At 43.5% G+C, this 22,180-nt stretch carries 20 protein-coding genes; 3 read left to right on the forward strand and 17 right to left on the reverse strand.

The genetic code is table 11. From position 1 onward, the window contains the following. Window positions 1–155: 155 nt before the first annotated feature. From NH462_RS18885 to NH462_RS18955, 15 genes are all read right to left on the reverse strand, one after another. Complete coding sequence (locus tag NH462_RS18885; RefSeq protein ID WP_253107217.1) at window positions 156–929, reverse strand: M48 family metallopeptidase; 774 nt, start codon at window positions 927–929, stop codon at window positions 156–158. After that, window positions 892–1,278, reverse strand: a complete 387-nt coding sequence (locus tag NH462_RS18890) for a membrane protein (protein ID WP_010369828.1) — start codon at window positions 1,276–1,278, stop codon at window positions 892–894. The genes NH462_RS18885 and NH462_RS18890 overlap by 38 nt, the downstream gene beginning before the upstream one ends. A gap of 19 nt (window positions 1,279–1,297) precedes the next feature. Next, a complete protein-coding gene (yidD, locus tag NH462_RS18895) occupies window positions 1,298–1,522 on the reverse strand; it encodes a membrane protein insertion efficiency factor YidD (protein ID WP_010369825.1) in 225 nt (74 codons plus the stop codon). Then, entirely contained in the window at window positions 1,515–1,739 is a 225-nt protein-coding gene (locus NH462_RS18900; RefSeq protein WP_010369821.1) for a DUF4177 domain-containing protein, read from the reverse strand. The genes yidD and NH462_RS18900 overlap by 8 nt, the downstream gene beginning before the upstream one ends. A gap of 374 nt (window positions 1,740–2,113) precedes the next feature. Then, complete coding sequence (locus NH462_RS18905) at window positions 2,114–2,830, reverse strand: aspartate/glutamate racemase family protein (RefSeq protein WP_010369817.1); 717 nt, start codon at window positions 2,828–2,830, stop codon at window positions 2,114–2,116. A gap of 63 nt (window positions 2,831–2,893) precedes the next feature. Beyond that, window positions 2,894–4,027 (reverse strand): PepSY-associated TM helix domain-containing protein, encoded by a 1,134-nt coding sequence (locus tag NH462_RS18910; RefSeq protein ID WP_253107219.1) that lies wholly within the window; start codon window positions 4,025–4,027, stop codon window positions 2,894–2,896. Between the two features lie 151 nt (window positions 4,028–4,178). Continuing rightward, the gene (locus NH462_RS18915; RefSeq protein WP_253107221.1) at window positions 4,179–6,284 is read right to left on the reverse strand and encodes a TonB-dependent siderophore receptor; all 2,106 of its coding nucleotides are present in this window, start codon (window positions 6,282–6,284) and stop codon (window positions 4,179–4,181) included. A gap of 64 nt (window positions 6,285–6,348) precedes the next feature. After that, a complete protein-coding gene (locus NH462_RS18920; protein WP_253107223.1) occupies window positions 6,349–7,191 on the reverse strand; it encodes a response regulator transcription factor in 843 nt (280 codons plus the stop codon). A 93-nt stretch (window positions 7,192–7,284) separates the two neighbouring features. Beyond that, window positions 7,285–9,150 carry a S8 family serine peptidase gene (locus NH462_RS18925; protein WP_017217619.1) on the reverse strand — a complete coding sequence of 622 codons (1,866 nt, stop codon included), beginning with the start codon at window positions 9,148–9,150 and terminating at the stop codon, window positions 7,285–7,287. A 455-nt stretch (window positions 9,151–9,605) separates the two neighbouring features. Beyond that, a complete protein-coding gene (locus tag NH462_RS18930; protein ID WP_253107226.1) occupies window positions 9,606–9,761 on the reverse strand; it encodes a hypothetical protein in 156 nt (51 codons plus the stop codon). Between the two features lie 159 nt (window positions 9,762–9,920). Next, complete coding sequence (locus NH462_RS18935; protein WP_253107227.1) at window positions 9,921–10,706, reverse strand: DNA-binding domain-containing protein; 786 nt, start codon at window positions 10,704–10,706, stop codon at window positions 9,921–9,923. Beyond that, window positions 10,699–11,529, reverse strand: a complete 831-nt coding sequence (locus NH462_RS18940) for a DUF692 domain-containing protein (protein ID WP_253107228.1) — start codon at window positions 11,527–11,529, stop codon at window positions 10,699–10,701. The genes NH462_RS18935 and NH462_RS18940 overlap by 8 nt, the downstream gene beginning before the upstream one ends. 85 nt (window positions 11,530–11,614) lie before the next feature. After that, complete coding sequence (locus NH462_RS18945; protein WP_253107229.1) at window positions 11,615–12,073, reverse strand: hypothetical protein; 459 nt, start codon at window positions 12,071–12,073, stop codon at window positions 11,615–11,617. Window positions 12,074–12,469: 396 nt separating this feature from the next. Beyond that, window positions 12,470–13,462 carry a helix-turn-helix domain-containing protein gene (locus tag NH462_RS18950; protein ID WP_253107230.1) on the reverse strand — a complete coding sequence of 331 codons (993 nt, stop codon included), beginning with the start codon at window positions 13,460–13,462 and terminating at the stop codon, window positions 12,470–12,472. Next, window positions 13,462–14,370, reverse strand: coding sequence for a GGDEF domain-containing protein (locus tag NH462_RS18955; protein WP_253107231.1), 909 nt, complete (start codon window positions 14,368–14,370; stop codon window positions 13,462–13,464). The genes NH462_RS18950 and NH462_RS18955 overlap by 1 nt, the downstream gene beginning before the upstream one ends. A gap of 349 nt (window positions 14,371–14,719) precedes the next feature. Here NH462_RS18955 and NH462_RS18960 point away from each other — a divergent pair, with 349 nt between their 5' ends. The 3 genes from NH462_RS18960 (at window position 14,720) to NH462_RS18970 (ending at window position 20,516) form a co-directional block, all read left to right on the forward strand. Then, on the forward strand, window positions 14,720–17,509 hold the full coding sequence (locus NH462_RS18960) for a TonB-dependent receptor (protein WP_253107232.1): 2,790 nt from the start codon (window positions 14,720–14,722) through the stop codon (window positions 17,507–17,509). A gap of 201 nt (window positions 17,510–17,710) precedes the next feature. Further along, window positions 17,711–18,970, forward strand: a complete 1,260-nt coding sequence (locus NH462_RS18965) for a metallophosphoesterase (protein ID WP_253107233.1) — start codon at window positions 17,711–17,713, stop codon at window positions 18,968–18,970. Between the two features lie 139 nt (window positions 18,971–19,109). Continuing rightward, a complete protein-coding gene (locus tag NH462_RS18970) occupies window positions 19,110–20,516 on the forward strand; it encodes a hypothetical protein (RefSeq protein WP_253107234.1) in 1,407 nt (468 codons plus the stop codon). Window positions 20,517–20,592: 76 nt separating this feature from the next. Here the strand turns inward: NH462_RS18970 and NH462_RS18975 are convergent, their stop codons facing one another. Together NH462_RS18975 and NH462_RS18980 are read right to left on the reverse strand one after the other, a co-directional pair. Then, the gene (locus tag NH462_RS18975; protein WP_253107236.1) at window positions 20,593–21,195 is read right to left on the reverse strand and encodes a hypothetical protein; all 603 of its coding nucleotides are present in this window, start codon (window positions 21,193–21,195) and stop codon (window positions 20,593–20,595) included. Between the two features lie 33 nt (window positions 21,196–21,228). After that, a complete protein-coding gene (locus NH462_RS18980; RefSeq protein WP_253107238.1) occupies window positions 21,229–22,170 on the reverse strand; it encodes a hypothetical protein in 942 nt (313 codons plus the stop codon). Between the last annotated feature and the right edge of the window lie 10 nt (window positions 22,171–22,180).

Consider the following 22,180-nt stretch of genomic DNA (forward strand, 5'->3'; position numbering starts at 1 on the left):
CTTCAATCCTTTGAATGTATGTTAAGAGTAGATTGCCTTAGTCAATTTAACAAATGAAATACTAAATGGTAAATGGGTGGGTGTCTTTTTAAAAGTTGTTTTAAAAGCTTGTACTGAGCAGAATTTAACAAGACACCCACTTTAACCTGTAAGGATCATGGCTTTTGTCGCAGCTGCTCGATGCGTTGCTCAAAGCTTGGGTGTGTGCTTAACCAACTATGCTGTTCGTCGCTTTCCTTGGCGAGCTTTTCGAATATAGAGATCATTGCGTTACTATTACCATACAGCGTCATTAGCTTGTTGTGCGCGTACAAATCAGCCTCGAGTTCAGCTTGCTGAGAGTAATTTTGGTTAATACCTAACATTGCGCCCTGCATCATTAGATCTGAGAGCGCAGAGATGTCACCCAATACGACACTCAAACTGACAAATACGATAGACGAGCTCACAAGAGATTCCATTACGTGATTATGCTCAACATGGCCAATTTCGTGGAGTAACACTGCGCTAAGCTCTTGTTGAGTCGATGCCAGTTCGACCATGTTATCGGTGATCACAATGCTACCATTGGCCAGTGCCATGGCATTGGCTTTATCTTTCCATTGCCTAAATTCAAGTTTAAATTCACGTTCACTCGATGCATTGGCGCTAAGCAATGAGACAAATAAAGCGCGAGTCTCTTGCTGTTTGATTTCACTTAATTTTGATTCAGAAAATTCCGAGTTATCTAGCTCGTTTAGGCTTCCTTCGTCGATGATTTGGTAGATTTGTTTGGGCAATGAGGCCGAGATCTCTTTAGCGAAGTAAGGCACGCCTTTGGTATAAAACTGATAACCACTAAATAAAACGACCACAACCGTGGCCGCTATAATCCAAAGCCACTGCGTTTCTTTAGATTGCTTGATTCTGTTGTGTATCTTTGAGCTCATCTAGTACTTCTCGCATTACATCGATGTTGTATTTTCTCACTATTTTTTGGCTGTTAAATAACTGAGGTAGCTCAATTAAACACACTAAAATTAGCAGAACCCAGCCATAAAAGAGAATAAATACAAGCCCTAAGAGCATCAAGGTGAGGTTAATTACACCTCGTGCTGTTTTACCCAGATAAAAGTGATGTAAACCTGCGGCAAAGAAGTAATTGAGTACGGCGTAAGTATCAGGATCTTTTACTAGCTGTTCTTCTAGTTGGTAGTACTGCTTGCGCGCTTCAGGACTTAGCTGAGCAACTTGGTTCCTCAACGCTTCTTCTTGTTCTCTTAATGCTATTTCGTCCATGCAAACTCCTAGGATTAGGTTACGGTAGGGGGTCTGACTTTATTTCAATACAATCTGGGTCATTGCAGCGCTTGATACGGCAAAAGCCGATACGCACGCCTTTAAAGAAGCCGTATTTTTCGATTGCTTGATAGGTATATTCAGAACATGACGGCGTAAAATTACAACTTATATTGAAGTGGGCTTTTGCTCCACCATTCGCTTGATAGCGGCGAATGGCAGACAGAGCAAAGCGTTTAAGCACGTTTACGACCAAGTGTTAAGATCACGGCTTCGCGGCTCCAAAACAGCATAAAACGTTTGTTTTCGATAACTTGGAAAACAAGCTGCCAGCCATCTTGCGCTTCCATATTTAAAGTTGCTTCAAGCTTTTTTAACGGTAATCCACTTGAGCCAAGTAATAGTGTGCCGCAGCCACCTTCAACTACATGGATAACTTTATATTCGTCGTATTGGGTCATAATACATCCCTGATTTAATTAGGCCTGTTGACCTTTCAAGTTTGTTTTTGCAGCAGTTTGATTGGTATTTATACAAGGCAGAGCCTGCGTAGCATAGTTATTCTATGTAAGTTAGGCGATAACACAGTAGAAATGCCAATCAAGCGCTGCCCTTTGGGTTCCCCTGAGTGCGCTTTGTTCATTGTTGCTCAACTTTTGCCTAGATTACTAGGCGACAAGTCGAGCGTCGCGATCAAAACACACTCAGGAGAACAAAAATCAAACAGCAAAGGTCAACAGGCCCTAGAGTAAGTGAGATTTTATTCTATAGGAGCCAAGTAATCGCGACAATAGCGATTTCGTTGTTATTTTTTTAATTACAACAAAGTTTGATATTACTCATAAATAAAGCAAGACGTTACCCCAAGTGACCACTCTACAACGGCTTCAGCATGAAGCTTGGTAGTGTCGTAAAGAGGAACTTGAGTATGCACTTGTTGAACGAGCAAACCTATTTCTGTGCAACCTAAAATTACCCCTTCAGCCCCTTGTTGATAGAGTGCATCGATGATGTCTAGATAAGTTTGCCTTGAGCTTGCGTTGACTTCACCGCAACATAATTCGTCATAAATTATGTCGTGGACCAAAGCTTGCTGGTCCCCATCAGGTGTTATGACCTCAATGCCGTGAAGGTCTTGCAATCGTGCTTTATAAAAGTCTTGCTGCATCGTAAACCTCGTACCTAATAGTGCGATGCGTTTTACGCCGTCGTCTTTAAGTCGCTTCGCGGTTGCGTCGGCAATATGCAGTACCGGTAATCCTGACGCTGCGCTAATTTCATCTGAAATTTTATGCATGGTGTTGGTACAGATCACAATGGCATCTGAGCCTGCAAGCTTCAACGACGTAGCAGCGCCTGCCAAAATGGTGGTCATTTTCTGCCAATCACCAGCTGCTTGAAGCTCTGCAATTTCGGCAAAGTCGACGCTATACAAGCAAAGCTTAGCACTGTGTAGCCCGCCAAGCTTTGCTTTAACGGTTTGATTGATAAGCTGGTAGTAGTTTTGTGTTGACTCCCAACTCATACCGCCAATTAGCCCAAGTTGTTTCATAGTGATTGCTCGTTATTTGCTGATAATAACGACAATAACGGATTTGGATCGAAACTTGAACCGTCAGCTTAAGGCGAGTTGACGGTTTTTCTTACTCTTGAGTTTTTTACGCTTTCTTTGCCACCATAAATATAACCCAGTAAAACCAAGCAATACGGGGGCGAGTCCCATAATGCACCAAATTACTTTACTGGTAAGCCCTGCAAAGTGGCCAAAGTGAAGTTTTCTAAAACTGTCGATTACCCGGTCTACAGTAGACGCCGTTCGAATATCGTAGGCAAAGGTTTGTTTACCAGATTGCGCGTCAAAGCTAACCGTTGCTGCATAGTTACTAATGAACGGGTTGGCATCGGCAACGCTACCAAAAATGGTAATGTTGGTTTGCTCTGGCTCAAATGGAAATAGCCAGTAGGTTGGTTTAAGTCCGTTAACCGCACGATGGCTTTGGGTCATCATGGCATCAAAATCTAATGAGTGATTAAACATTGCGTGGCTGACAATATGGTGCTCATCTTCTTGGTGTTCAAAAGCCTCGTGATAATACTCCACTGCATTAAAGTAAACGCCAGTAATGCCGAGCGCGAGCAATACTGGCGCACTCCAAATGCCAATTACCTTATGTAGGTCGCTCATCATGACGAGCCGAGGAGCTTGTCGCCTAAAGCTAAAGAATCGCCGCCAAAAGCGTCGGTATATCACTAAGCCAGATACACCGAGCAAGGTAAAAAGTATAGCCACTGCTAAACCAATAACGACACCCATGTGTGGAAAGGTTTTACTCACATCATCGAGTAGTAAGGTGTAATGTAGGTGAAGAATAAAATCGGTAAAGTCGCTGTGAATACCCACAGGCTCGCTTAGCATTTTGCCTGCGTACGGATCCAGATACGTTTTAAACCACGTGTCTGTGCCATGCTTTAATAAATAGACTCTATCAGCTTCGTAGCTGTCATCGAATATTTCCCAGCTACCAATTTCATAATTTGGATGGGTGTCTGCGACATAGTTAACGAGCGCATTCATGGGCTGACGTTGGACGTTTTGGTCCTGATAAGTCAATGTCGCTTGCTTTGGAAGTAATAGGCTATCTATCTCGAATTTAAACACCAACATGCTACCTGTGACAGACATAACGGCGAGCGGCAGTATCGCGATTAATGCCATTGCACTGTGCCATTTAAATAGTGTTTTACGCATTGTTTTCCTTTGAGTTAAAGCTAAATGAGAATGAATAAAGAGATGAATTAATAAGGACACCCACCTCAATGCTTGCTGGAGCGTTAAGGTGGGTGTCCGTTTAAATCATCCGTCCCTTTAAATCCTTTCGTAAGCTCTCTTAGGTGAGAGATTAAAAGCGGTAATGGAGACCAACATCGGCTTTGCGCTCAGCACCCATCCAGCAGTTGCTTTCGTCATAGCATGCGCCAACGTATCGCTTGTCACTGAGGTTACTAATACTAAAAGTGATCCTAGCTTGCTCGCTGAGTTCATAATCAAAGGCGATGTCGAATAAGGTATAGGATGGCACGGTATCTGAGTTGTATTTACCAACATAACTCTCGCCAACATACCGAGCACCAACACTCACTTTAAGTGCGTCTAGCAAGTTTGGATAATAGTTCAACCACAGCGATGCGGTGTTATCAGCCACCCATACTAAGCGTTTCCCCACCAAATCGTGGTCTAATTCATTTTTAGTGACTTTCTGGTCTAGATGCGTGGCATTAAACTGCACATCGAGTTGTTGGTTAACGGTGTGAGAAGCCTCAAGCTCAATACCTTTGGACTGGATTTCACCGGCTTGAGTTTTCGTGACAAAGTCTTTGCTGTTAATGATTTCGTTCTGCTTGGTGAGATCAAATACCGCAAATGTTAGCTGTGTATCGCGAGATTGATATTTAACGCCAAGTTCCCATTGTTCTGCTTCAGTTGGCTTGAAGGCTTGTTGAGTTACGCTATCTTCTCCTGCAACGGGTTCAAATGACTGACTATAGCTTACGTAAGGTCGCCAACCAGAATCCAGCTGATAAAGTGCGGCAATTCTTCCGGTGAGTTGGGTGTCATCAATATTTGATTCCGTTTGCCACTCGGTGCCAGCGTAGTTTTTATCAGCAGTAACATCACTGGTGAAACTATCGTATCTAAGACCAGCCAAGAGGGTTAGCGCTGATATTGTCACTTCGTCTTGGATGTAAAACGCACGGTTACTTTGTTCAATATCGTGCGCTTCGGTATAGAAGTTAAGTGGCAAAGCGCCTACATCAAACGCTGCATAATTGGGCGCTGCTAGATTAATACTTGGCGTGCCAGTCCCGAGTGTATCCCAATATCCTACGGTTGAGCTTAAGGTTTTGTATTCAAAACCCAAGAGCAAGTGATGTGATGAGCCACCAACCGTAAAGTTAGTAGACAATTGGTTGTCTAAAACATAGCCATGTTGCGTTTCATCGGTTTTATAGGCTGCACGGGCAAGTATGGTGTCGCTATCAGCAGTTAAGTTTTGGTTGTAGGTATTTTGCTGCAGGCCTTCTGCATCGGTGTAACGCCAATTAGCAAACAAAGACCAATCGTCGGATAAATTATGCTCCAGCTTTAGCCCTGCCATTAGCGTTGTTCTATCAAAATTAGACCAATTGATATCGCCTGCAAATGCATCGGCATCTAGATAACCGTAACTTGCACGAGTGAGTGTACCAACACTATGTAGGGGAGTGGACGGTATGGCTTTGGGATCATCTTGGTAATAAAGTTGTGCTGTTAACGCCGTATCATGATTCGGTTGCCAGCGCAGTGAAGGTGCAAATACCGTGCGCTCTTCTTCAGTTGTTTTTTGCTGGCCATCACTTGTTCTTGATAGCGCAATGGCACGATAGCTTAATTCATCGGTGATCACACCTCCATGATCAACGCCGATTTCTTTGAGCGCTCTGCTACCGAGTCTTAGGCGAACCTGGGTTTGCTCAGTGCCATTGGCAAGCTTTGCGATTTGGTTAACCATGCCACCTGGCGGTGCTGAGCCATAAAGTACTGACGCTGGACCTTTTAGCACCTCAATGGTTTCGGTGGCAAAGGCATCAACTTGAGGATATAAATTCCAAAGATTGTTAGATTGCAGTTCTAGGCCATCGTAATAGTTTCGATAAGATTCAAAACCGCGAATAGTGTATTGGTCAAAAATGGTGACTGTACTGCGGCTTTCTGGTGTGATACCAGAAACATAGCGCAACGCAGCATTGACCGAGTCAGCTTGGCGTAGCTGCAGGGTGTCTTGATCTATATGAGAAATAGAAAAGGGCGCGTTGATTGGTGCTAAAGACGACTTTGTTCCGGTACTTTTGTATTGGCTGCCCTGAACTTCTATTCTTTCTAACTCATCTTTTTGGCTTTCATTGGCGCTGGTGGTTTGAGAAAGCAGTGAGAGGCACACTGCAGCATAGAGCGTGTTAATTTTCATTGTTCTACTACTATGGATAATGAGAGTGATTCTTATTATATATATTTGTATGGTTCAGTTTTGTCTAAGAGTGCACTCGTTGTGAAATTTGCTTGGGTGAAAGAGAAAATAATTGCTTAAAACGGCGGCTGAAGTGCGCCTGATTTTTAAATCCGCTATCAATAGCAATTTGATTTAATGATGAGGAACTATTGAGTAAGTCAAAATAAGCGTGAGTGAGCCTGGTGCGGATCAGATATTCACTGGCACTCAGATCAGATGCGGCAAAGAGTTTGTGAATATAACGTTTTGACCAGCCAGAGTGCTCACATAGCATGTCGATACAAAATGCTTCATCACTTGCATGTGTAGAGATGAGCCGTTTTAAATCCGCCAGTGGCGACCTTGGTAATTGGGTCGGCTGGCAAGCGCTTAGCTGCAGTACAATTTCATCTTCAAGCCATTTTGCCGCTGTTAAATTTAGCGTTGTGGCGGTTAAGGCGCTTTTGAATAATGTTGATAGACCAGAGGGAATTGTCAGTGCTTGTCCATGCAAAAGCCGCTTGCCGGTTCGAGATACGAGCCAATTGATTGGAAAGTTGAAGCTAACGGCGTGGTATTGTGTAGGAAGGTGAAAAACATGTTTTTGATTTGCTTCAAGATAGATTAACTGCGTTAGATCCGCACGCTGCAAGGATTGCTCAGTCAGCCACCAACCATTTCCTTCAGAGATAAGGATCAAACTACCATAGTTTTCAGGCATCATCGCCGCAGTTTGCGCAGTGCGATGGTAAATAATGCCATCGAGCTTTACTTGCGAGATACTACTACAGATGAGCGGCACTTCGGTGTGTAGTTCACCGTCAGACACATGGTCATAAAACCCTTGATGTAATAATTGGCTGTAGAGATCTAATACAATACTCATTAAAAACAAAAATGGCGGCTCAAACGAGCCACCACTGTACTTGTTTTTTCAATAAACCCCAAACGAAATGAGATTTATTTGTAATAAAGCCAATTAGTAGCTTGCAACAAGCGTTACGCCAGAGAAGCTAGAGTAGCCACGTAACTTGATGTAATAGGTTGCACCTTGACCTGAACTTAAACTACAAGATTCATTATTACCATTTAAGAATGGACGACAGTCATAGGTTGATGTCGTAGGTGCCGCACCTTTACGAACATACAAGTCTGCATCGCCAGAACCACCAGAGCTTGCTACTGTTAATGTTACATTTGCTGGAACATCAATGGTGTATTGCAACTCTTGGCCAGATGCACCAGCTAGACCACTTACTGGGATGCCATTTTCTAAGCAATTACTACCACAGCCACCTGGATCAGATGAGTAAGTACCTGTGAGGGTCGCATTTGCATACGCAGCGTAACCATTTAGCATCACATACCAATCACCTGCAGTCGGATTGGTGAAATCGCATGATTCATTATTACCATCCAGATAGGGGCGGCAAGCGTAACTATTCAGCGTTGGTTGAGAGCCTTGCTGTACATACAGGTCGGCATCGCCAGTACCACCAGCAAGTGAGAAGTTCAGTGCGCTAGCGCCTGCTGGAACAACCAACTTATAGAAGGTTTGCTGACCAGATGCACCAGATGCACTGACGCCTTGGCCATTAACTAGCTCTGTGATTGGATCTGGATCTGGGTCCGGATCAGTGCCATCAGCTAGTGTATAAAGTAGCTCGTTAGGTGAACCGCTTTGTGGGTTAGAGACTTTACCTTTTGATGAGCGTTGGCTCAGCAAGCTATCAATTTGTGACGGGCTTAGACTTGGGTTTTCATCCAAATATAGCGCAACAGCACCCGCAACGTGCGGTGCGGCCATCGAAGTACCGCTGATGGTATTGGTTGATGTATCTGAGTTATACCAAGCAGAAGTAATACTTGAACCCGGTGCATAAATATCTAGACAGTTACCATAGTTTGAGAAACTAGAACGGGCATCGCTGCTTGTGGTTGAACCCACAGTGATTGCATTGGCTGCACGTGCTGGTGAGTAATTACAGGCATTGCTATTGTCATTACCCGCCGCAACAACAAAGCTAACGCCTGAGGCAACTGCGTTATTTACTGCGTCATCAACCGCTTGAGAAACGCCACCACCCAAACTCATGTTAGCAACAGATGGGCCTGATGCATTGTTTTTAACCCAATCGATACCAGAGATAACGCCTGAATATGAACCCGAGCCGTTACAACCCAATACTCTTACGCCAACGATATTGACGTTTTTCGCTACCCCATATTCACCGCCACCAATTGTGCCTGCAACATGGGTACCATGACCGTTACAGTCTGTTGCATCATTATCATTATCAACAAAGTCATAACCATGTGATGCACGGTTACCAAATTCATTGTGACTAATGCGAACACCCGTATCGATAACATAGGCCGTTACGCCAGTACCATCAAAATCATAATGGTAGTTTGAGTTTAGCGGTAGATTACGTTGATCGACGCGATCTAGACCCCAAGTTGGATTAGCTTGGTCGCCGCTTGCTGTGATAGCTGGGGTCACTGTAACCACTTGGTCTTGTTCGATATAGTCAATATTTGGGTTATTAAGCAGACCTTTTAGTTGCTTTGCCGATGCGTTAATCACCACACCGTTTAGCACGCCACCAAACTCTTTTGTAATGCTTACGTTATGTTTATTCTGTAACGCTTTAGCTTGCTTATTAGCGAAGGCTGCAACCGCTTTACTGTCTTTGACATTTAAAACAGAAGGTGTTGTGAACACCACAATATACTGATCATCGATTGCTTTGTTTGACTCTACGCTAAGTATTTTAGCGGCTTGTGCGTTGACTGAAGTCAAACCCGCTAATACTGCAAAACTAATAGCACTTAATTTACGCATTTTGTTGTTCCTTGCATGTTGTTTTGTTTAATTGTGTTTACCAATCTCAAGGTTATGAACTTATCTAGCTGCTGTAGATGCGTTATTCACCAAAGTTCAACGCTTGATTGCGTTTGTTTTGAGATAATGAACAACGCCAGCTAAATAAAAATTGCACATAATTTCGACTGGTTACACTAGGATAGAAGTAAAGTTTAAAAAATAAACAAAAAATATAAAAAAAATTTACAATGTGTTTTTTAATGCATAGATTAGCTGACCAAATAAGCGAGAGATTTATGCTTGTTCTTTATATATTGTAAATAAATACAATTAGTTAATTTTGATTTTAGGGAGGGGTAACGCGACAGGGTAAGAGGAATAAATAGGCTAGAAAAATTCCAAATAAGTATAGGGTATGTGATTTTTTGTTAATTTATCTTTACATTTAAGCTTGGTTTTTGACTTTTGAATTGTTAACAAGGACAATGCCAATCAAGGTGAAAACCATGCTTATTATCAAACTTGGTTGATACAGCTTTAACTTCTCTTTGATCCTCATTTTCCATGCCGCTTTGTTGAATATCGCGGTTATATAACCTGAGGTTTGGATAAGGAATGTTCCAACTCATTGTTTCTAAAGAATAACTTAGTTTTTTCCTTGTCTAGCCAGAGAGTTTTAGGGAAAACAAGGCGAATTTACGCACCAATAGCTGGCTATTGGAAGTGAATTCAACGCAGTTAGCGCTAAAACTGGCTGCTAGAAAGGCATTAATTATTCGCAGCTCAGGTTATATAGCAACTTTAAAGCCACTAAACCAACCCAAATTAAGCCCTTTTTGCAGTAACTGCATCACCATTGCTGTGCCTTGTGCTAAATCATCACTTTGCTCAGCTGCGTATTCACAGACAAAACTAAACGGCAGCGCGTTCTTCATGCTTTGTAGACAAGCAAATTCGGCTTCCGTTAACGAGTGATACCCAGTGCGCATATCGCGCTCTCTGGCGAGTATCCAGTAGTTTGGTTTTGTCGACACTTCAGGGACCGGTGTACTGTTCTTTAACGCTTGCCAGCTGTCGACCGCATTATGTGTAAATTCCAATAAGTGAACGCTGGGGTGAAAAGTAAACTGCAAGTTTGGAAATTGTGCTGCTGCAATTTTTTGTAGGTGCACAAGTCCCAATTGAGGCGCATCTTCTGCGTCAAATGCACTGAGTAATGTACGTTCAAATTGTGCGATTTCAGTGAGAATAGGGTAGAGCTTAAATGGCTCAAATTGACTTAAATATTCAGGAAGCGCGTCGCCAAACTGGCGCAATGAAGTCGAACGCGAAGGAAAGTGCTCTAGATAGCCCGAGAACATCTCATCAAACAGGGCATCACCCAAATAAAAGCCAAGAATTTCATGATCTTGTTCTAACACTTTTTTTAATCTGACGTGGTAAGCGTTAGTGTATATTTGCGCACGTTGTGCGACATTTAGGCCACTTTGATATTCAATTTCAGCTATTAATTGGCTGTCATCGCCTTTTAGCATTGCAATAAAGGCGTGTTGCAGCGCGGCGAGATCAGCCATATGTTCTCCAACTGCTAGGGGCTATTCCTTTGGCTAAGTTCAGCTCTTGTAATAATCCCGCGAGTTCAGGAAAGTTATCATCACGTTCAATCATGGTGTTAATAGGGGATCTGTTTTGAGTGTATTGGCGATACAAACTCCACACCTCTTCGCAAATAGGTTGGTCATGCGTATCAACAATATGTGTCCCAAAATCGCTATGGCCAGCCAAGTGAATTTGTGCGACCGCTTGTGTTGGTATGGCGTTTAGGTAAGTCATTGGGTCGAATTGATGATTGCGTGAGCTTACATATACATTGTTGATGTCGAGCAATAACTGGCATCCGGTACGCTGGTGTAATTCGCTCAAAAACGCCCACTCTGTCAGCTCAGATTGTTTGTAGTTTAAATAACTTGAGACATTTTCAAAGATCATTGGACGCTCAAGGTAGTCTTGCACTTGTTTGATTCTTGCGGTGAGATGTATCAGCGCTTCTTCAGTGTAGGGAAGTGGCAATAAATCATGGCTATTAAATTCGCCTAAGCTGCTAAAGCAAAGGTGATCTGACACCCATTCGGGTTCAACCCGTGCGATGGTGCGTTTAAGTTGCGCAAGGTAATTCATATCTAGGGGCGAAGTACTGCCTATCGACATCGATACTCCGTGCATCACAATGGGGTAGTGCTCTTTAATCTGCGAGAGGTAATACCAAGGCTTGCCGCCGTCGACAAAGTAATTTTCAGAGATAATCTCAAACCAATCTACTTGGGGTCGGGTGTCGATAATAGCGTCAAAATAACACGTGCGTAGGCCAAGACCAAAGCCCAGAAAGGGTACTGACATAATTGCGCTCTTTTAATGCATTGTGCGTGTTTATCTATTGCAATAATAATCTTGATAGATAAACACGCGCCGAGGTTAAAGCTTATTAGCTTTCCGCTTTACCACCAATGTCAGCACAGGCCTTTGCTGGCATGCTGACAAATCCAGTCCCTTTGCAAGAAGCGTGTCCCGCACAAGCATTACTTGCTGTTTTACAATCGTTATGGCCTCCGCAAACGTTGACATCGTGGCAGTGCACAAGGTCGGCCTTTGCGACACTGCCAACCCATGCGTCTTTTTGATTGCCACCGACATCACTACACGCTTTACTCGGCATGGCAACAAAGCCAGTGCCTTTGCAAGAAGCTTGTCCTGAGCAGGCATTACTCGCGGTTTTACAATCGTTATGCCCGCCGCAAGTATTGACGTCATAACAATGCACTAAATCTGTTTCAGCTGTCGCAGCTGTCGCAGCTTGTGCGTTTGTGGAATTGTTTTCTGTGCTATTACAACCCACTAAACCCGCTACCATTATCGCCATTGCAGCGCCCGTTAATGCTTTCATTTTTTTAATCCTCTTTGTTATCTATTAACGTGCTTAGCTTCGGCCAAGGGGCTGCTTATCTTTCAAGTTTGTTTTTGCAGCAGTTTGATTGCCATTTATACAAGGCAGAGCCAGCGTAGCATAGTTGTTCTATGTAAGTCTGGCGATAACACAGTAGAAATGGCAATCAAGCGCTGCCCTTCGGGTTCACCTGAGTGTGCTTCGTTCTTTGTTGCTCAACTTTAGCTTAGCCCACTATGCGGCAAGTCGAGCGCCGCGATCAAAACTCACTCAGAAGAACAAAAATAAAACAGCAAAGGTAAGCAGCCCCTGGGATTATCGAAACGTAGTCACGTTATAAAAGACCTAGTAACCGCAAGATCCATTTCAGTGTAGAAGAAAAAATGGGGGATAAAGTTAAATCTTACGAAAATAGGAAGGCGTTAATCCCGTCCAGCGCTTAAATGCACGGCGAAAATTAGTAATGTCGCTAAACTGTAAAGCGGTTGCAATTTGTTCATTGGAATAGCCTTGCTCGGTCACGTAAAACATGGCTTGTTGACGATGCAACCTGTCTTTTTCGTTAATAAAAGTAGTCTGATGTAGCTTGAGTTTGCGTTTAAAAGTTGCAGCGCTCATGCCCATCATTTCAGCGATTTGCTCACTATGATATTTAGGATATTTTAATTGTAAGCGGTGCAGCTGGGCGAGAAACCCACGCTGTGGTGAGGGCAAGCCCTTTAACTGCCGAGCCACTAAATAAGGGAACGTACCAATTTGTTGCTGAGCTAAAGCTTGGTTACTCATTACAACGGCAAAATCACTGTGATCAAAGCTGTAAGCTAGATGTATATGGCTTAAGTATTGCGCGATTTGTTTTGGCTTTGTATACGGAAACTGCAATGTCAAGGCGGTTTCTGGGCTGCGCCACTTAAGATAGCCACAACAAAGGCTTGCCATGGTTTCGCATAAAAATCGGGTGATCGCAGGCTTACCTTCTGCAATGGCGGGTGAAAACAGTAAATGGCAGCTTGTTTCTGTCTGGAGTTTTCTAACGTGGTAAAAAGGCAATATATCCAAACCTTTAAGCAGAAGTACTTTGAGTAATTGCTGTATGGTGTGGCAATTAAATAGCAGCTCGGCATGGTGACTGATCAGCGTATTAAGTAGGTATTGGCCGTAAATAAAACTGACTTCCTGACAGCTCGCCTGACTGACAAGGTTGCTTACTATTGTTTCAAACTGCTCATAACTAATGCAGGTTGGATTAGCGTGCAGATCGGTATAAAACAATTTACTGCCTTTCAAAATGATGTCTGCATGTACACCGCGCTGAGAAGCCAGCTCCACCAAGGGGAGTGCAAAATAGCGACTCGCAAGTTGTTTTGTTTGGCACTCAAAATAGGACATTAAGCCGCGGCTTCCTTGGCCTGATTCAGCTCGTTCACAAGCGCTGCTATCAGAGATTCAAATTCACGGTGTTTGTCATCAACTTCGATACAGCTCCATCTCACTGCACTATATTGCGGCTGGTTTTCACCGTCATCATAGTTGGCATGGCGAGCGATAAATTCTGCCGCACGGTTGGCAAAAGCTTGGGCTTGAACATGATTGGTTTGTGGGTGAACGACCACAAATTTATCCGCTGCAAAACGGCATAGCAGATCACTCTCACGCATGCTCAAAGAGAGCATATCGGCAATATCGCGCAGTAACTGATTACTTTTTTGCATACCATGCTGGCGAGAATAAGCGGCAAAATCACATATATCGAATAGCGTTAAGCAAAATGGGCTATTGCCATTGGCAAGGCGGGATTGTTCGTGGCGAACTTGATTTTGCATATACTCTACGCTGTAAAGGCCGGTGACAAAGTCGGTCATGCTGTGGTCACGATAAAAACGCTCTTTTTTCATTAAGGTTTGATTGAATATGCTTTGTTCTTTATACCAGTAATAGGCTGAAATACTCATCAGCACCATGCCAAAGCAAGCAGGGATCGCTTCAAAACTGGTTAAATAATGGGGCGTGAATACCACCATCTCATCCAAAAAATCCCACAGCATAGAAACATACATGGTACTCAACCCTGCAAACAGTAGGTTAGTGACGAGCCCTTTTGGTCGAGTGAGCAAGGTCACCGCAATCCAAATCAGTGTCATCAGTGTGAGGCCGCCTTCACCAAGGCTATCGAGCCAATTGACGTCCGACAGTGGTCGCAATACTGAGGTATAGGCCGTGATGGTAATGGCAACCAGTGTGAGTAGCACTAGTAGCAACCACCGCGATTGATGCAGTAAAAAAGGCTGAAGTTTCATATTTGTTGTCTAGTCAAAATGTAGAGCGATATAGTAAAAATTTGCGCTTGGTGCTGATAGGGTCAATTTAGCTCAGTAAAGGCGATGTTTTTATGACAAAAACTGCAACACTTTTGCATAACAGCAGCTAGCAAACCGATTGTTATTCAGAGTTCAGGTTAAATATCGTTGCCAAAGTCCTAAGGGCTGGGGGTCATATCGGCTCAAATTCACGAGTTCGGCTGGCATAAATGCCCTGTTAAAGGCTGCAGCGCACTCAAGTGAAATAAAAGCGTCACGTTTTCGCACTAGGGTAGTCGCGACGTTTTAGCGGGGCGCTAAAATCCTACTCAACCTGTGCGAGCAAATAATGAAAAAAAATCTACCGACACGCTTTACGCTTTCTGCCGTTGCGATGATCTGCGCTGGACTGACGTTAAGCTCAGCTGCAAATGCTAACACCCTAACAGGGCAAGTTAGTTCCGCATCGCAAAAGAGCCACTTTCAAGGAGCAAAAGTGGTGATCAAAGAATTAGACAGAACCCTTATCTCTGAGCGAGATGGCCGCTTTACGGCAACTAATCTCCCGGCGGGTAATTATACGCTTGAGATAAGTTATCTTGGCGCTGAAACAGTGACTAAAAGCATCACAATTACTGATAATCAAGTCACCGATGTTCAAGTACAGCTTGGTTCTCAATCGGGCCAAATGGACGATATTATTGTTGTAGGGCAAAGAGCCGGACAAGCAGGTGCACTAAACCGACAAAAAAATGCTCTGTCACTTAAGTCGATCGTCAGCGCGGATTCCATCGGTCAGTTGCCGGATCAAAACGCAGCAGAAGCACTGCAACGTCTACCTGGACTTTCTATTCAACGAGATCAAGGTGAAGGCCGGTTTGTGGCAATTCGTGGGATCGACCCAAATCTCAACAACGTGACCATCAATGGTGCCAACGTGCCTTCTCCTGAAGCGGGCGTGCGCTCGGTGGCGATGGATGTCATCCCAAGTGAATTGGTGCAAAGCCTAGAGGTGAGCAAAACGGTCACACCGGATATGGACGCATCAGCTGTGGGCGGTAGCATCGAAGTAAAAAGCCTCAGTGCTTTTGACCGAGAAGGGCAGAGCTACAGTGTAACTCTACAAGCGTCACACAATGAACAGGTGAGCGAGACCAGCCCAAAAGCGTCGTTTAGTTTCACCGATATTTATACCGCAGGCAAAGAGATGGAAGTTGGGGTTGCAACGGCGGTATCTTGGTTTGAGCGTGAGTTTGGTTCTCATAATATGGAAACCGACGGCGGCTGGATGGAACTAGAAATGGACGATGTGAACTCAGGAGAAGAAGTGAGCTTCTTTGGTGCTGAGGAAATGGAGCAGCGCCACTATCGTATTACGCGAGAGCGTTTAGGAGCGGCACTGAATCTTGATGTGCATCACAAAGGGTTTAACAAATACTACTTACGCACGCTCTACAGCAAGTTTTCTGACGATGAATTTCGTCAACGCAATGAGTACAAGTTTGACAAAGGCGATGTATTTGCCGATGAGCTAAGCCAAAATGCGGCCTATTTCTCAGGTGCAGAAATGGATAGAGATACCAAAGACAGATATGAAGAGCAAAGCATTTTATCTGTGGTTTTAGGCGGCGAAAACTTAGTGCAGGATTGGTTTATTGAATACAGTATTGGCTACTCGAAATCAGATGAAAGCGAGCCAAATCGCTTGGATACCTCATTTGCTGGAGAAGATTTTGCGTTAGGGTATGTACTGGATGGTAAGACACCTACGCTTGCAGCGGATGAAGCTTCCCAGCAGCTTAGCAATTTTGAAATCGATGAAATTGTATGGGAGAACAACCTAAGTGAAGATGAAAATACCAGCTTTAGACTGGACTTAACTAAAGACTTCACTTTACTTGGTCACAATGCGCAAATTAAATTTGGTGGTAAATATGCTGACCGTGAAAAGTTTAACCGCGTTGACGCCAAACTATATGACGGCGGCTTTGATGACCTAACGGCGAAAGACTTTGCCGCCAATGAGCCTAAGTATGAGCTTGGGGCCTTTGGTCCGGGTTTAAGTCGCGGCCAGATCCGCGACTACTTCTACAGTAATCGCAGTGCCCTTGAGCTAAACCAGCTTGAAACTGACATTGAAACACAAGGCCGCTCATACACCAGTGAAGAAACCGTCACCGCGCTCTACGCCATGCTGACGGTCGACATTGATAAACTCAATGTTATTGCAGGCTTTAGATACGAAGACACAGATTATGCAACGAGTGGTAATCGCGTTGAACTCATTAATGATGAAGTGAATGACGTTGAGCGCGTCGAGATCAACCAATGGCAAGTTGAAGATAGCTACGACCATTTATTACCAAATTTAACATTACGCTATGAAATCAGCGACAAGCTGATCACCCGTTTTGCCTATACACAAACTCTTGCGCGTCCAAGCTTCGAAGATGCAGCAGCATTTCAAATCATAGAAACAGAGACCACAGAAGACGATGGCGAAATTGAAATTGAGCGTAAAGCCGAAGTCGGAAACCCAGACTTAGACCCATACAAGTCAACAAACTATGACTTTTCCGTAGAATATTACCCCGGTGCGATAGGCGTGTTATCTGCAGGCGTTTTTCACAAAAACATCGATAATTTTATTGCCAAAGCTGAGGTGCAAGATAACGGTCAGTGGCAAGGCTATAAAGAAGTTATTCAAAGCGTTAATGGCGGCGCCGCTGAACTTACAGGGGTGGAGCTTGCGTACACGAAGAACTTTCAAAACGGTTTGATGCTCTCAGCTAATGGTACATTTATTGACGCTGATGACAATCTACCAAATCAATCCGACACCGTGGGCAACCTGATGTTTGGTTATGAAAATAGCCAAATAAGCGCAAGGTTAAGTGCGTCGTACAAGAGCAAAAGCTTTTTGTTTGAAGAGAACAAGCAGCGCGTTTTCCAAGACGACCATCTGCAACTCGATTTCAGCATGAAGTACTTTTATACCGAGCAAACTCAGCTTTACTTCAACGCGATTAATTTAACCGACGAGCCGATGAGTATTTATCAAGGCGACACTCGTTACAACTACCAATACGAAACCTATGGTCGTTCATTTGAGCTTGGAGTAACGGTAACGTCCTTCTAAGAGATCAGTAAAGGTGGGTGTCCTAGTAAAAGCATTTCTTATATTTATTTAAAAGGTGTATTAAAAGGACACTCATCATATCGAGCTAGAGTCTTAGGTATAGGATGTATTAAAAGGACACCCACCTTATTCAGGGTATTGGCAGCGGGGTATTGGCAGGACACCCACCTTATTTATATGCAGGAGGATGCAGTGGTAACAATGAAAATAACATCAATAGCATTACTATTCGCGCTTAGTGGCGCAGCGCAGGCCGCAGAAAATATTAACTTTCTGGCTTTTGGTGATGGCGGCTATCACCCAGATTATCCAAAAACAAAGCACATTAAATCGCCTAAAAATAAGGCTGAATTTATTGCTGCTGAAAAGGCGGATTGGTTAGAAGAACATCGCCCGCTCGAAGAGTTTAATCATGCGCCTATCTATATTTATCCGGGAACCGAAACCGCAACGGAGGAAACCGGTGCGTTGGTGGTTGGACAGGCAATGGCCTCTTTGTGTGAGAAAAAGCCATGCGACTTTGCTATTCAGCTTGGTGATAATATCTATCCTGATGGTGCGGCGGCTAACGATGGCAAAGATGACCAAAAGCGTATGGATGACTTGATTTTAGGGCCGCTAAAGCCACTACTTATTCAAAACCCAGAGTTGGTTGTGTACTCAGCATTAGGCAACCACGATTGGAAGACGTCTCGTCGCGGCGTGAAATTACAGACCGAATGGATGGCTAAGCAAGCTAATTTTCACATGGATGGCAAAGGTTATTACAGCTACACCTTTGGTGAGACAGGCAATAATGTCGAGTTTTTTGTACTTGATACCAATATGCTACTCTCAGGTCAGCATTATTACGAAATTCCACTAAAACCGGACGGTAGCGAGCAGGGATTGGCGAGTGCACTGGCAAGCGGACAAGCTGAAGTAGAAGACATTGAGAAGCACGAGCAACCTGTCAATGGGGAAGATCACAGGCAATTGGCTTGGCTTGCATACGGGCTTAAAAACTCAACCGCAAAATGGAAAATTGTATATGGACACCATGTACTTTGGTCGATTGGTGGCACTAAATATGACGAAGCACATGTATTACGCCGCTTAATCTTACCCGAACTATGTGAGTACGCAGATGCATATATTGCAGGCCATGAGCATGATCTGGAACTGTTAACGGACGACTGCTCGCGTGTACTTCCCGGAAACACAAAGCCTAAGTTACCACTTATTATCAGTGGCGCCGCATCAAAAATGCGCGGTACGCATACACCGCTTGCTAACTATCAAGAAAAGCGTTATCCAGAGTACGACCTAGTCTGGAATAAAGCTTTTACTTGGGGCTTTGCGCATATCGAATTAGACAACCAAAAAGACATGCTCAATGTGTCGTTTTACTCAACGCCAAACGATTTAAGCGGTCAGCTGGTGCCAGAGCAAAGCTTTAGCTTCGCTCACCGCAGTAAGTAACGGATCAGCAGGCGATAAACATGCGGTTTTAAGCATTTAAAAAGGGTGAAATACAGATTAAATGTAATGCTGTGTAATTGATGACTTCCGTTTTGATGAACTAGATTTAACAGGAGTTTTACATCTTAAGGAAAGCATCATGCTACCGTCATCAATTACACGCACTAAACTCCAACTACTTGGAATGTCATTATTGCTTGCTACAAGTACACTGGCTGCGCCAAGTGCGCTTGCTTACTCGAACGATACTTCTTGTAAACCGAATAACGATTGGTTTGGCAGCCCTGTGCCAAACCCTCCTGAAGGTGCAAATAGTCCGTTTGCATTTAAAGACGGTAAAGATCTCTCGACAAACTGCGATTTTCATCAGTGGTCGTGGAATAAGTTTCTTTATTTAACGCAGCCTGACAAGCGTGCTCCTGGTGGCTTGTTGATGTTTGGTTCTGGGTTTTGGCAGGTTGATAATGCGCTAAAACCTTATTTTGCCCCTTGGAATGATTTATTAAATCCAACCGGACTTCGCCCCGCAAATGTGTTGATCCTTGAAGATATAAATCAAGCTGGATCAGATGGCGTTATTTACAGCAAGTTTGGTGGGACGCCCGTACATTATTCGATCCACGTTAACGACACTTATATGAAGTCAGCAACCTCCCACCCTAAAGCAGATAGCAAAGCTGAATTTGCTGTGGGGTCGGTTGAGTTAAAGGTTGCTTGGATGGATGTCAAAGCGCTGCAGCAAGTCTATCCAAAGCTTGATTTAGCTGAGCATTTTTATATTCGTAAAGCGGTTTACCAAAAAGACAATAAATATAGCGGTACGGGAGAAGTAGCGCTCGTTGGCATGCATGTTGTCGGTGTGGTTGAAAATCACCCAGAGTTTATTTGGGCGACGTTCGAGCATAAATTGAGTGCACCAGATTACTACAGCTCTGAGGGAAAGTTTAAGAAAAGCACGGCTTACTTACAGCAAGATAAAGTAGTGAGTAATAGCCATGATCTGCTATTTTATCGGGGCGGAACTGAAGTGCAAAATGCACATTTAACGTATCCAGCTTCTGAAACTACGACCAACACGTTTCGTTTATATCAGTACGGCGTGCCAAACGGCAATCCATATATAGCGGGTAATAACCCTGAGCTGGTGGGGAGTCAGACACAACAAGCTCAAGATGAAACTAACTTCAATAATATTACTGAACTAAATAGCTTAGTGAATGTAAAACTGGAACAAAGGAATCCAGTTTGGAGTAACTACTTTTACGCCGGATCAATCTGGCTGAGCACGCAAGATTACGATTTTGCAAATGGCATTAGTGGCAATATCGTGGGTAAGGGAGCCAACGAGGCGTTACGCGGCTCATTGGCGGTTGCCAATATTACTATGGAAACTTATACCCAAACTTTCAGCGATGTCACTGGCAGCGAGCCACAAATTAAACCAGCTAACTGTTTCAGCTGCCATGGTATAAGTGCAGGTAAATCAACGATGCAAGTAAGCCATATTTACAACAACTATTTAAAGTTAATGCAAAAGAGTCAGTAAATCAGGTTTCCTGAATGCGCACGGGCTCATAGTAGTAAGCCACCGATTTTAGCGGTGGCTTACTACTTCAAGGAGTTTAATCAATTTGCTTTGTGGGTTGCTTTATCTTTTGCATTAGAAAGAACAAAAGTCCTATAAAAACGATATTGATGAAAGCCATGATAAGGGCTACTTGATCCTCTGAGTGCCCGCGAAAGTCAGACAGCAAATCAGCAAAGATAAACAGGCTATAAAACGTACCTGCTATATTTAAGCCCCATCCTACAAAACGGGATGTCTTTACAAGCTGAGTGTAATCGCTAAGCTTTGCCATAATAAAGTGATACCCATACATCACACCTACGGCCGCCATCATTAAGCCGACTGCTGCATTGTCGCCTCGTTTATTTAAATAATATGCATCAAAACATAAAGCACCAACTGCAAATATGCCTATCAAAATAACAATGGCCTTAATCAAAAATTCAGCGACTGGGTTGGGCTCTCGCTTTGTTGAAACTTGAGATCTTGTCATCGTAACTTGCTGACCATTTCGTATTACTTGTTGCGGCTGTTGTTGATAAGCTTGACCATATTTGGGTTGTTGATTTTGCACACTCACATCAGTGATTGCACGAGTAGGCGTTCCTTCATCTAGAATATGCTCAACGCATTTCTTAATTAACTTTTTTATTGTCACAAAAACTCCTTGTTATAGAGATTAATTCGAGTATTACCAAAACACTTTATCTAACGGACGGTTATTTTTTAAGTCATAAAAGGGGGCTTGTTTTACTAAATCTTCGCCTAATATTTGAATATGGTCTTGGTGGTCAAGATAGGGGCTCTCTATCGTTTCTTGCCAACCCTTATAAAACGAACTTGGTATGGGCTGAGTGGTATCCATAAAACGGTGGATTTCACTCCACAGCTGCACGCTGCTATCCATGTCCTTTGGCTCCCAATCGGTGGAATAAAGCGTTTGGCGCTTAAGTGTTTTTGGGTATCGCTGTGGGGCTAAAAACGCCAAGTTATGCATCACACCTTTACCCGAGGAGACCTTTACAATATACAGTTCAACTTCATCAAGTGTTAACGAGAAGCTCCCTTCGTTATTGCCAATGGGAAAAGTGACAAGGCCTGTATTTCGGAAGAAGTCGACCCTTAGCACTTCAGAAGTATAGTGTTTAATTCTATGAACTCTATAAAAAACGAAGCTCGCAAACGCCACTAACCCAATCATAAGGTAAAGGATATGAGGCTCAGACTCTTTCAAGTATACGGGGAGACAAACAAGCGCAAATATTGAGGCCATATAAGCAAAAACGATATTCGCTAGTTTCCCAGCTCGCGCAAAGTCAGCTCCGCCTAATGCGATACGTTGGTTCGATGAGAGCACGTTATTATCTTGCAAGACAAAGTCTGCTTTACTATTTACAGCCACTTTTTGCATGCCTTTACTAATTTTAAAGTCTCGTGGTATCGAGTCTTCTATTTTTAGCAGCGGTGTTTCTATTATCGGCCGATCATGCACTACCTTATCTACAGGCGCCGGAGGAGCTAACGTTTGTGTCTCCTTTTTACCCTCAGTTTCCATCACCTTTTCAACAATTTTCTTTACCAAAATTGCTATAAAAGCAAGAACTGATTGATTAGATTTTAACTTGTCTCTCATGGGTAGCCTT

Origin of the sequence: Pseudoalteromonas sp. OANN1, assembly GCF_024124685.1 — a bacterium.
GTDB lineage: Bacteria > Pseudomonadota > Gammaproteobacteria > Enterobacterales > Alteromonadaceae > Pseudoalteromonas > Pseudoalteromonas piscicida.

Excerpts from the sequence above, each read along its gene's own strand:
- NH462_RS18885 (WP_253107217.1), bottom strand. The coding sequence starts at position 929 with ATGAGCTCAAAGATACACAACAGAATCAAGCAATCTAAAGAAACGCAG.
- NH462_RS18890 (WP_010369828.1), bottom strand. The coding sequence starts at position 1,278 with ATGGACGAAATAGCATTAAGAGAACAAGAAGAAGCGTTGAGGAACCAA.
- NH462_RS18900 (WP_010369821.1), bottom strand. The coding sequence starts at position 1,739 with ATGACCCAATACGACGAATATAAAGTTATCCATGTAGTTGAAGGTGGC.
- NH462_RS18905 (WP_010369817.1), bottom strand. The coding sequence starts at position 2,830 with ATGAAACAACTTGGGCTAATTGGCGGTATGAGTTGGGAGTCAACACAA.
- NH462_RS18910 (WP_253107219.1), bottom strand. The coding sequence starts at position 4,027 with ATGCGTAAAACACTATTTAAATGGCACAGTGCAATGGCATTAATCGCG.
- NH462_RS18915 (WP_253107221.1), bottom strand. The coding sequence starts at position 6,284 with ATGAAAATTAACACGCTCTATGCTGCAGTGTGCCTCTCACTGCTTTCT.
- NH462_RS18920 (WP_253107223.1), bottom strand. The coding sequence starts at position 7,191 with ATGAGTATTGTATTAGATCTCTACAGCCAATTATTACATCAAGGGTTT.
- NH462_RS18925 (WP_017217619.1), bottom strand. The coding sequence starts at position 9,150 with ATGCGTAAATTAAGTGCTATTAGTTTTGCAGTATTAGCGGGTTTGACT.
- NH462_RS18930 (WP_253107226.1), bottom strand. The coding sequence starts at position 9,761 with ATGAGTTGGAACATTCCTTATCCAAACCTCAGGTTATATAACCGCGAT.
- NH462_RS18935 (WP_253107227.1), bottom strand. The coding sequence starts at position 10,706 with ATGGCTGATCTCGCCGCGCTGCAACACGCCTTTATTGCAATGCTAAAA.
- NH462_RS18940 (WP_253107228.1), bottom strand. The coding sequence starts at position 11,529 with ATGTCAGTACCCTTTCTGGGCTTTGGTCTTGGCCTACGCACGTGTTAT.
- NH462_RS18945 (WP_253107229.1), bottom strand. The coding sequence starts at position 12,073 with ATGAAAGCATTAACGGGCGCTGCAATGGCGATAATGGTAGCGGGTTTA.
- NH462_RS18950 (WP_253107230.1), bottom strand. The coding sequence starts at position 13,462 with ATGTCCTATTTTGAGTGCCAAACAAAACAACTTGCGAGTCGCTATTTT.
- NH462_RS18955 (WP_253107231.1), bottom strand. The coding sequence starts at position 14,370 with ATGAAACTTCAGCCTTTTTTACTGCATCAATCGCGGTGGTTGCTACTA.
- NH462_RS18960 (WP_253107232.1), top strand. The coding sequence starts at position 14,720 with ATGAAAAAAAATCTACCGACACGCTTTACGCTTTCTGCCGTTGCGATG.
- NH462_RS18965 (WP_253107233.1), top strand. The coding sequence starts at position 17,711 with ATGAAAATAACATCAATAGCATTACTATTCGCGCTTAGTGGCGCAGCG.
- NH462_RS18970 (WP_253107234.1), top strand. The coding sequence starts at position 19,110 with ATGCTACCGTCATCAATTACACGCACTAAACTCCAACTACTTGGAATG.
- NH462_RS18980 (WP_253107238.1), bottom strand. The coding sequence starts at position 22,170 with ATGAGAGACAAGTTAAAATCTAATCAATCAGTTCTTGCTTTTATAGCA.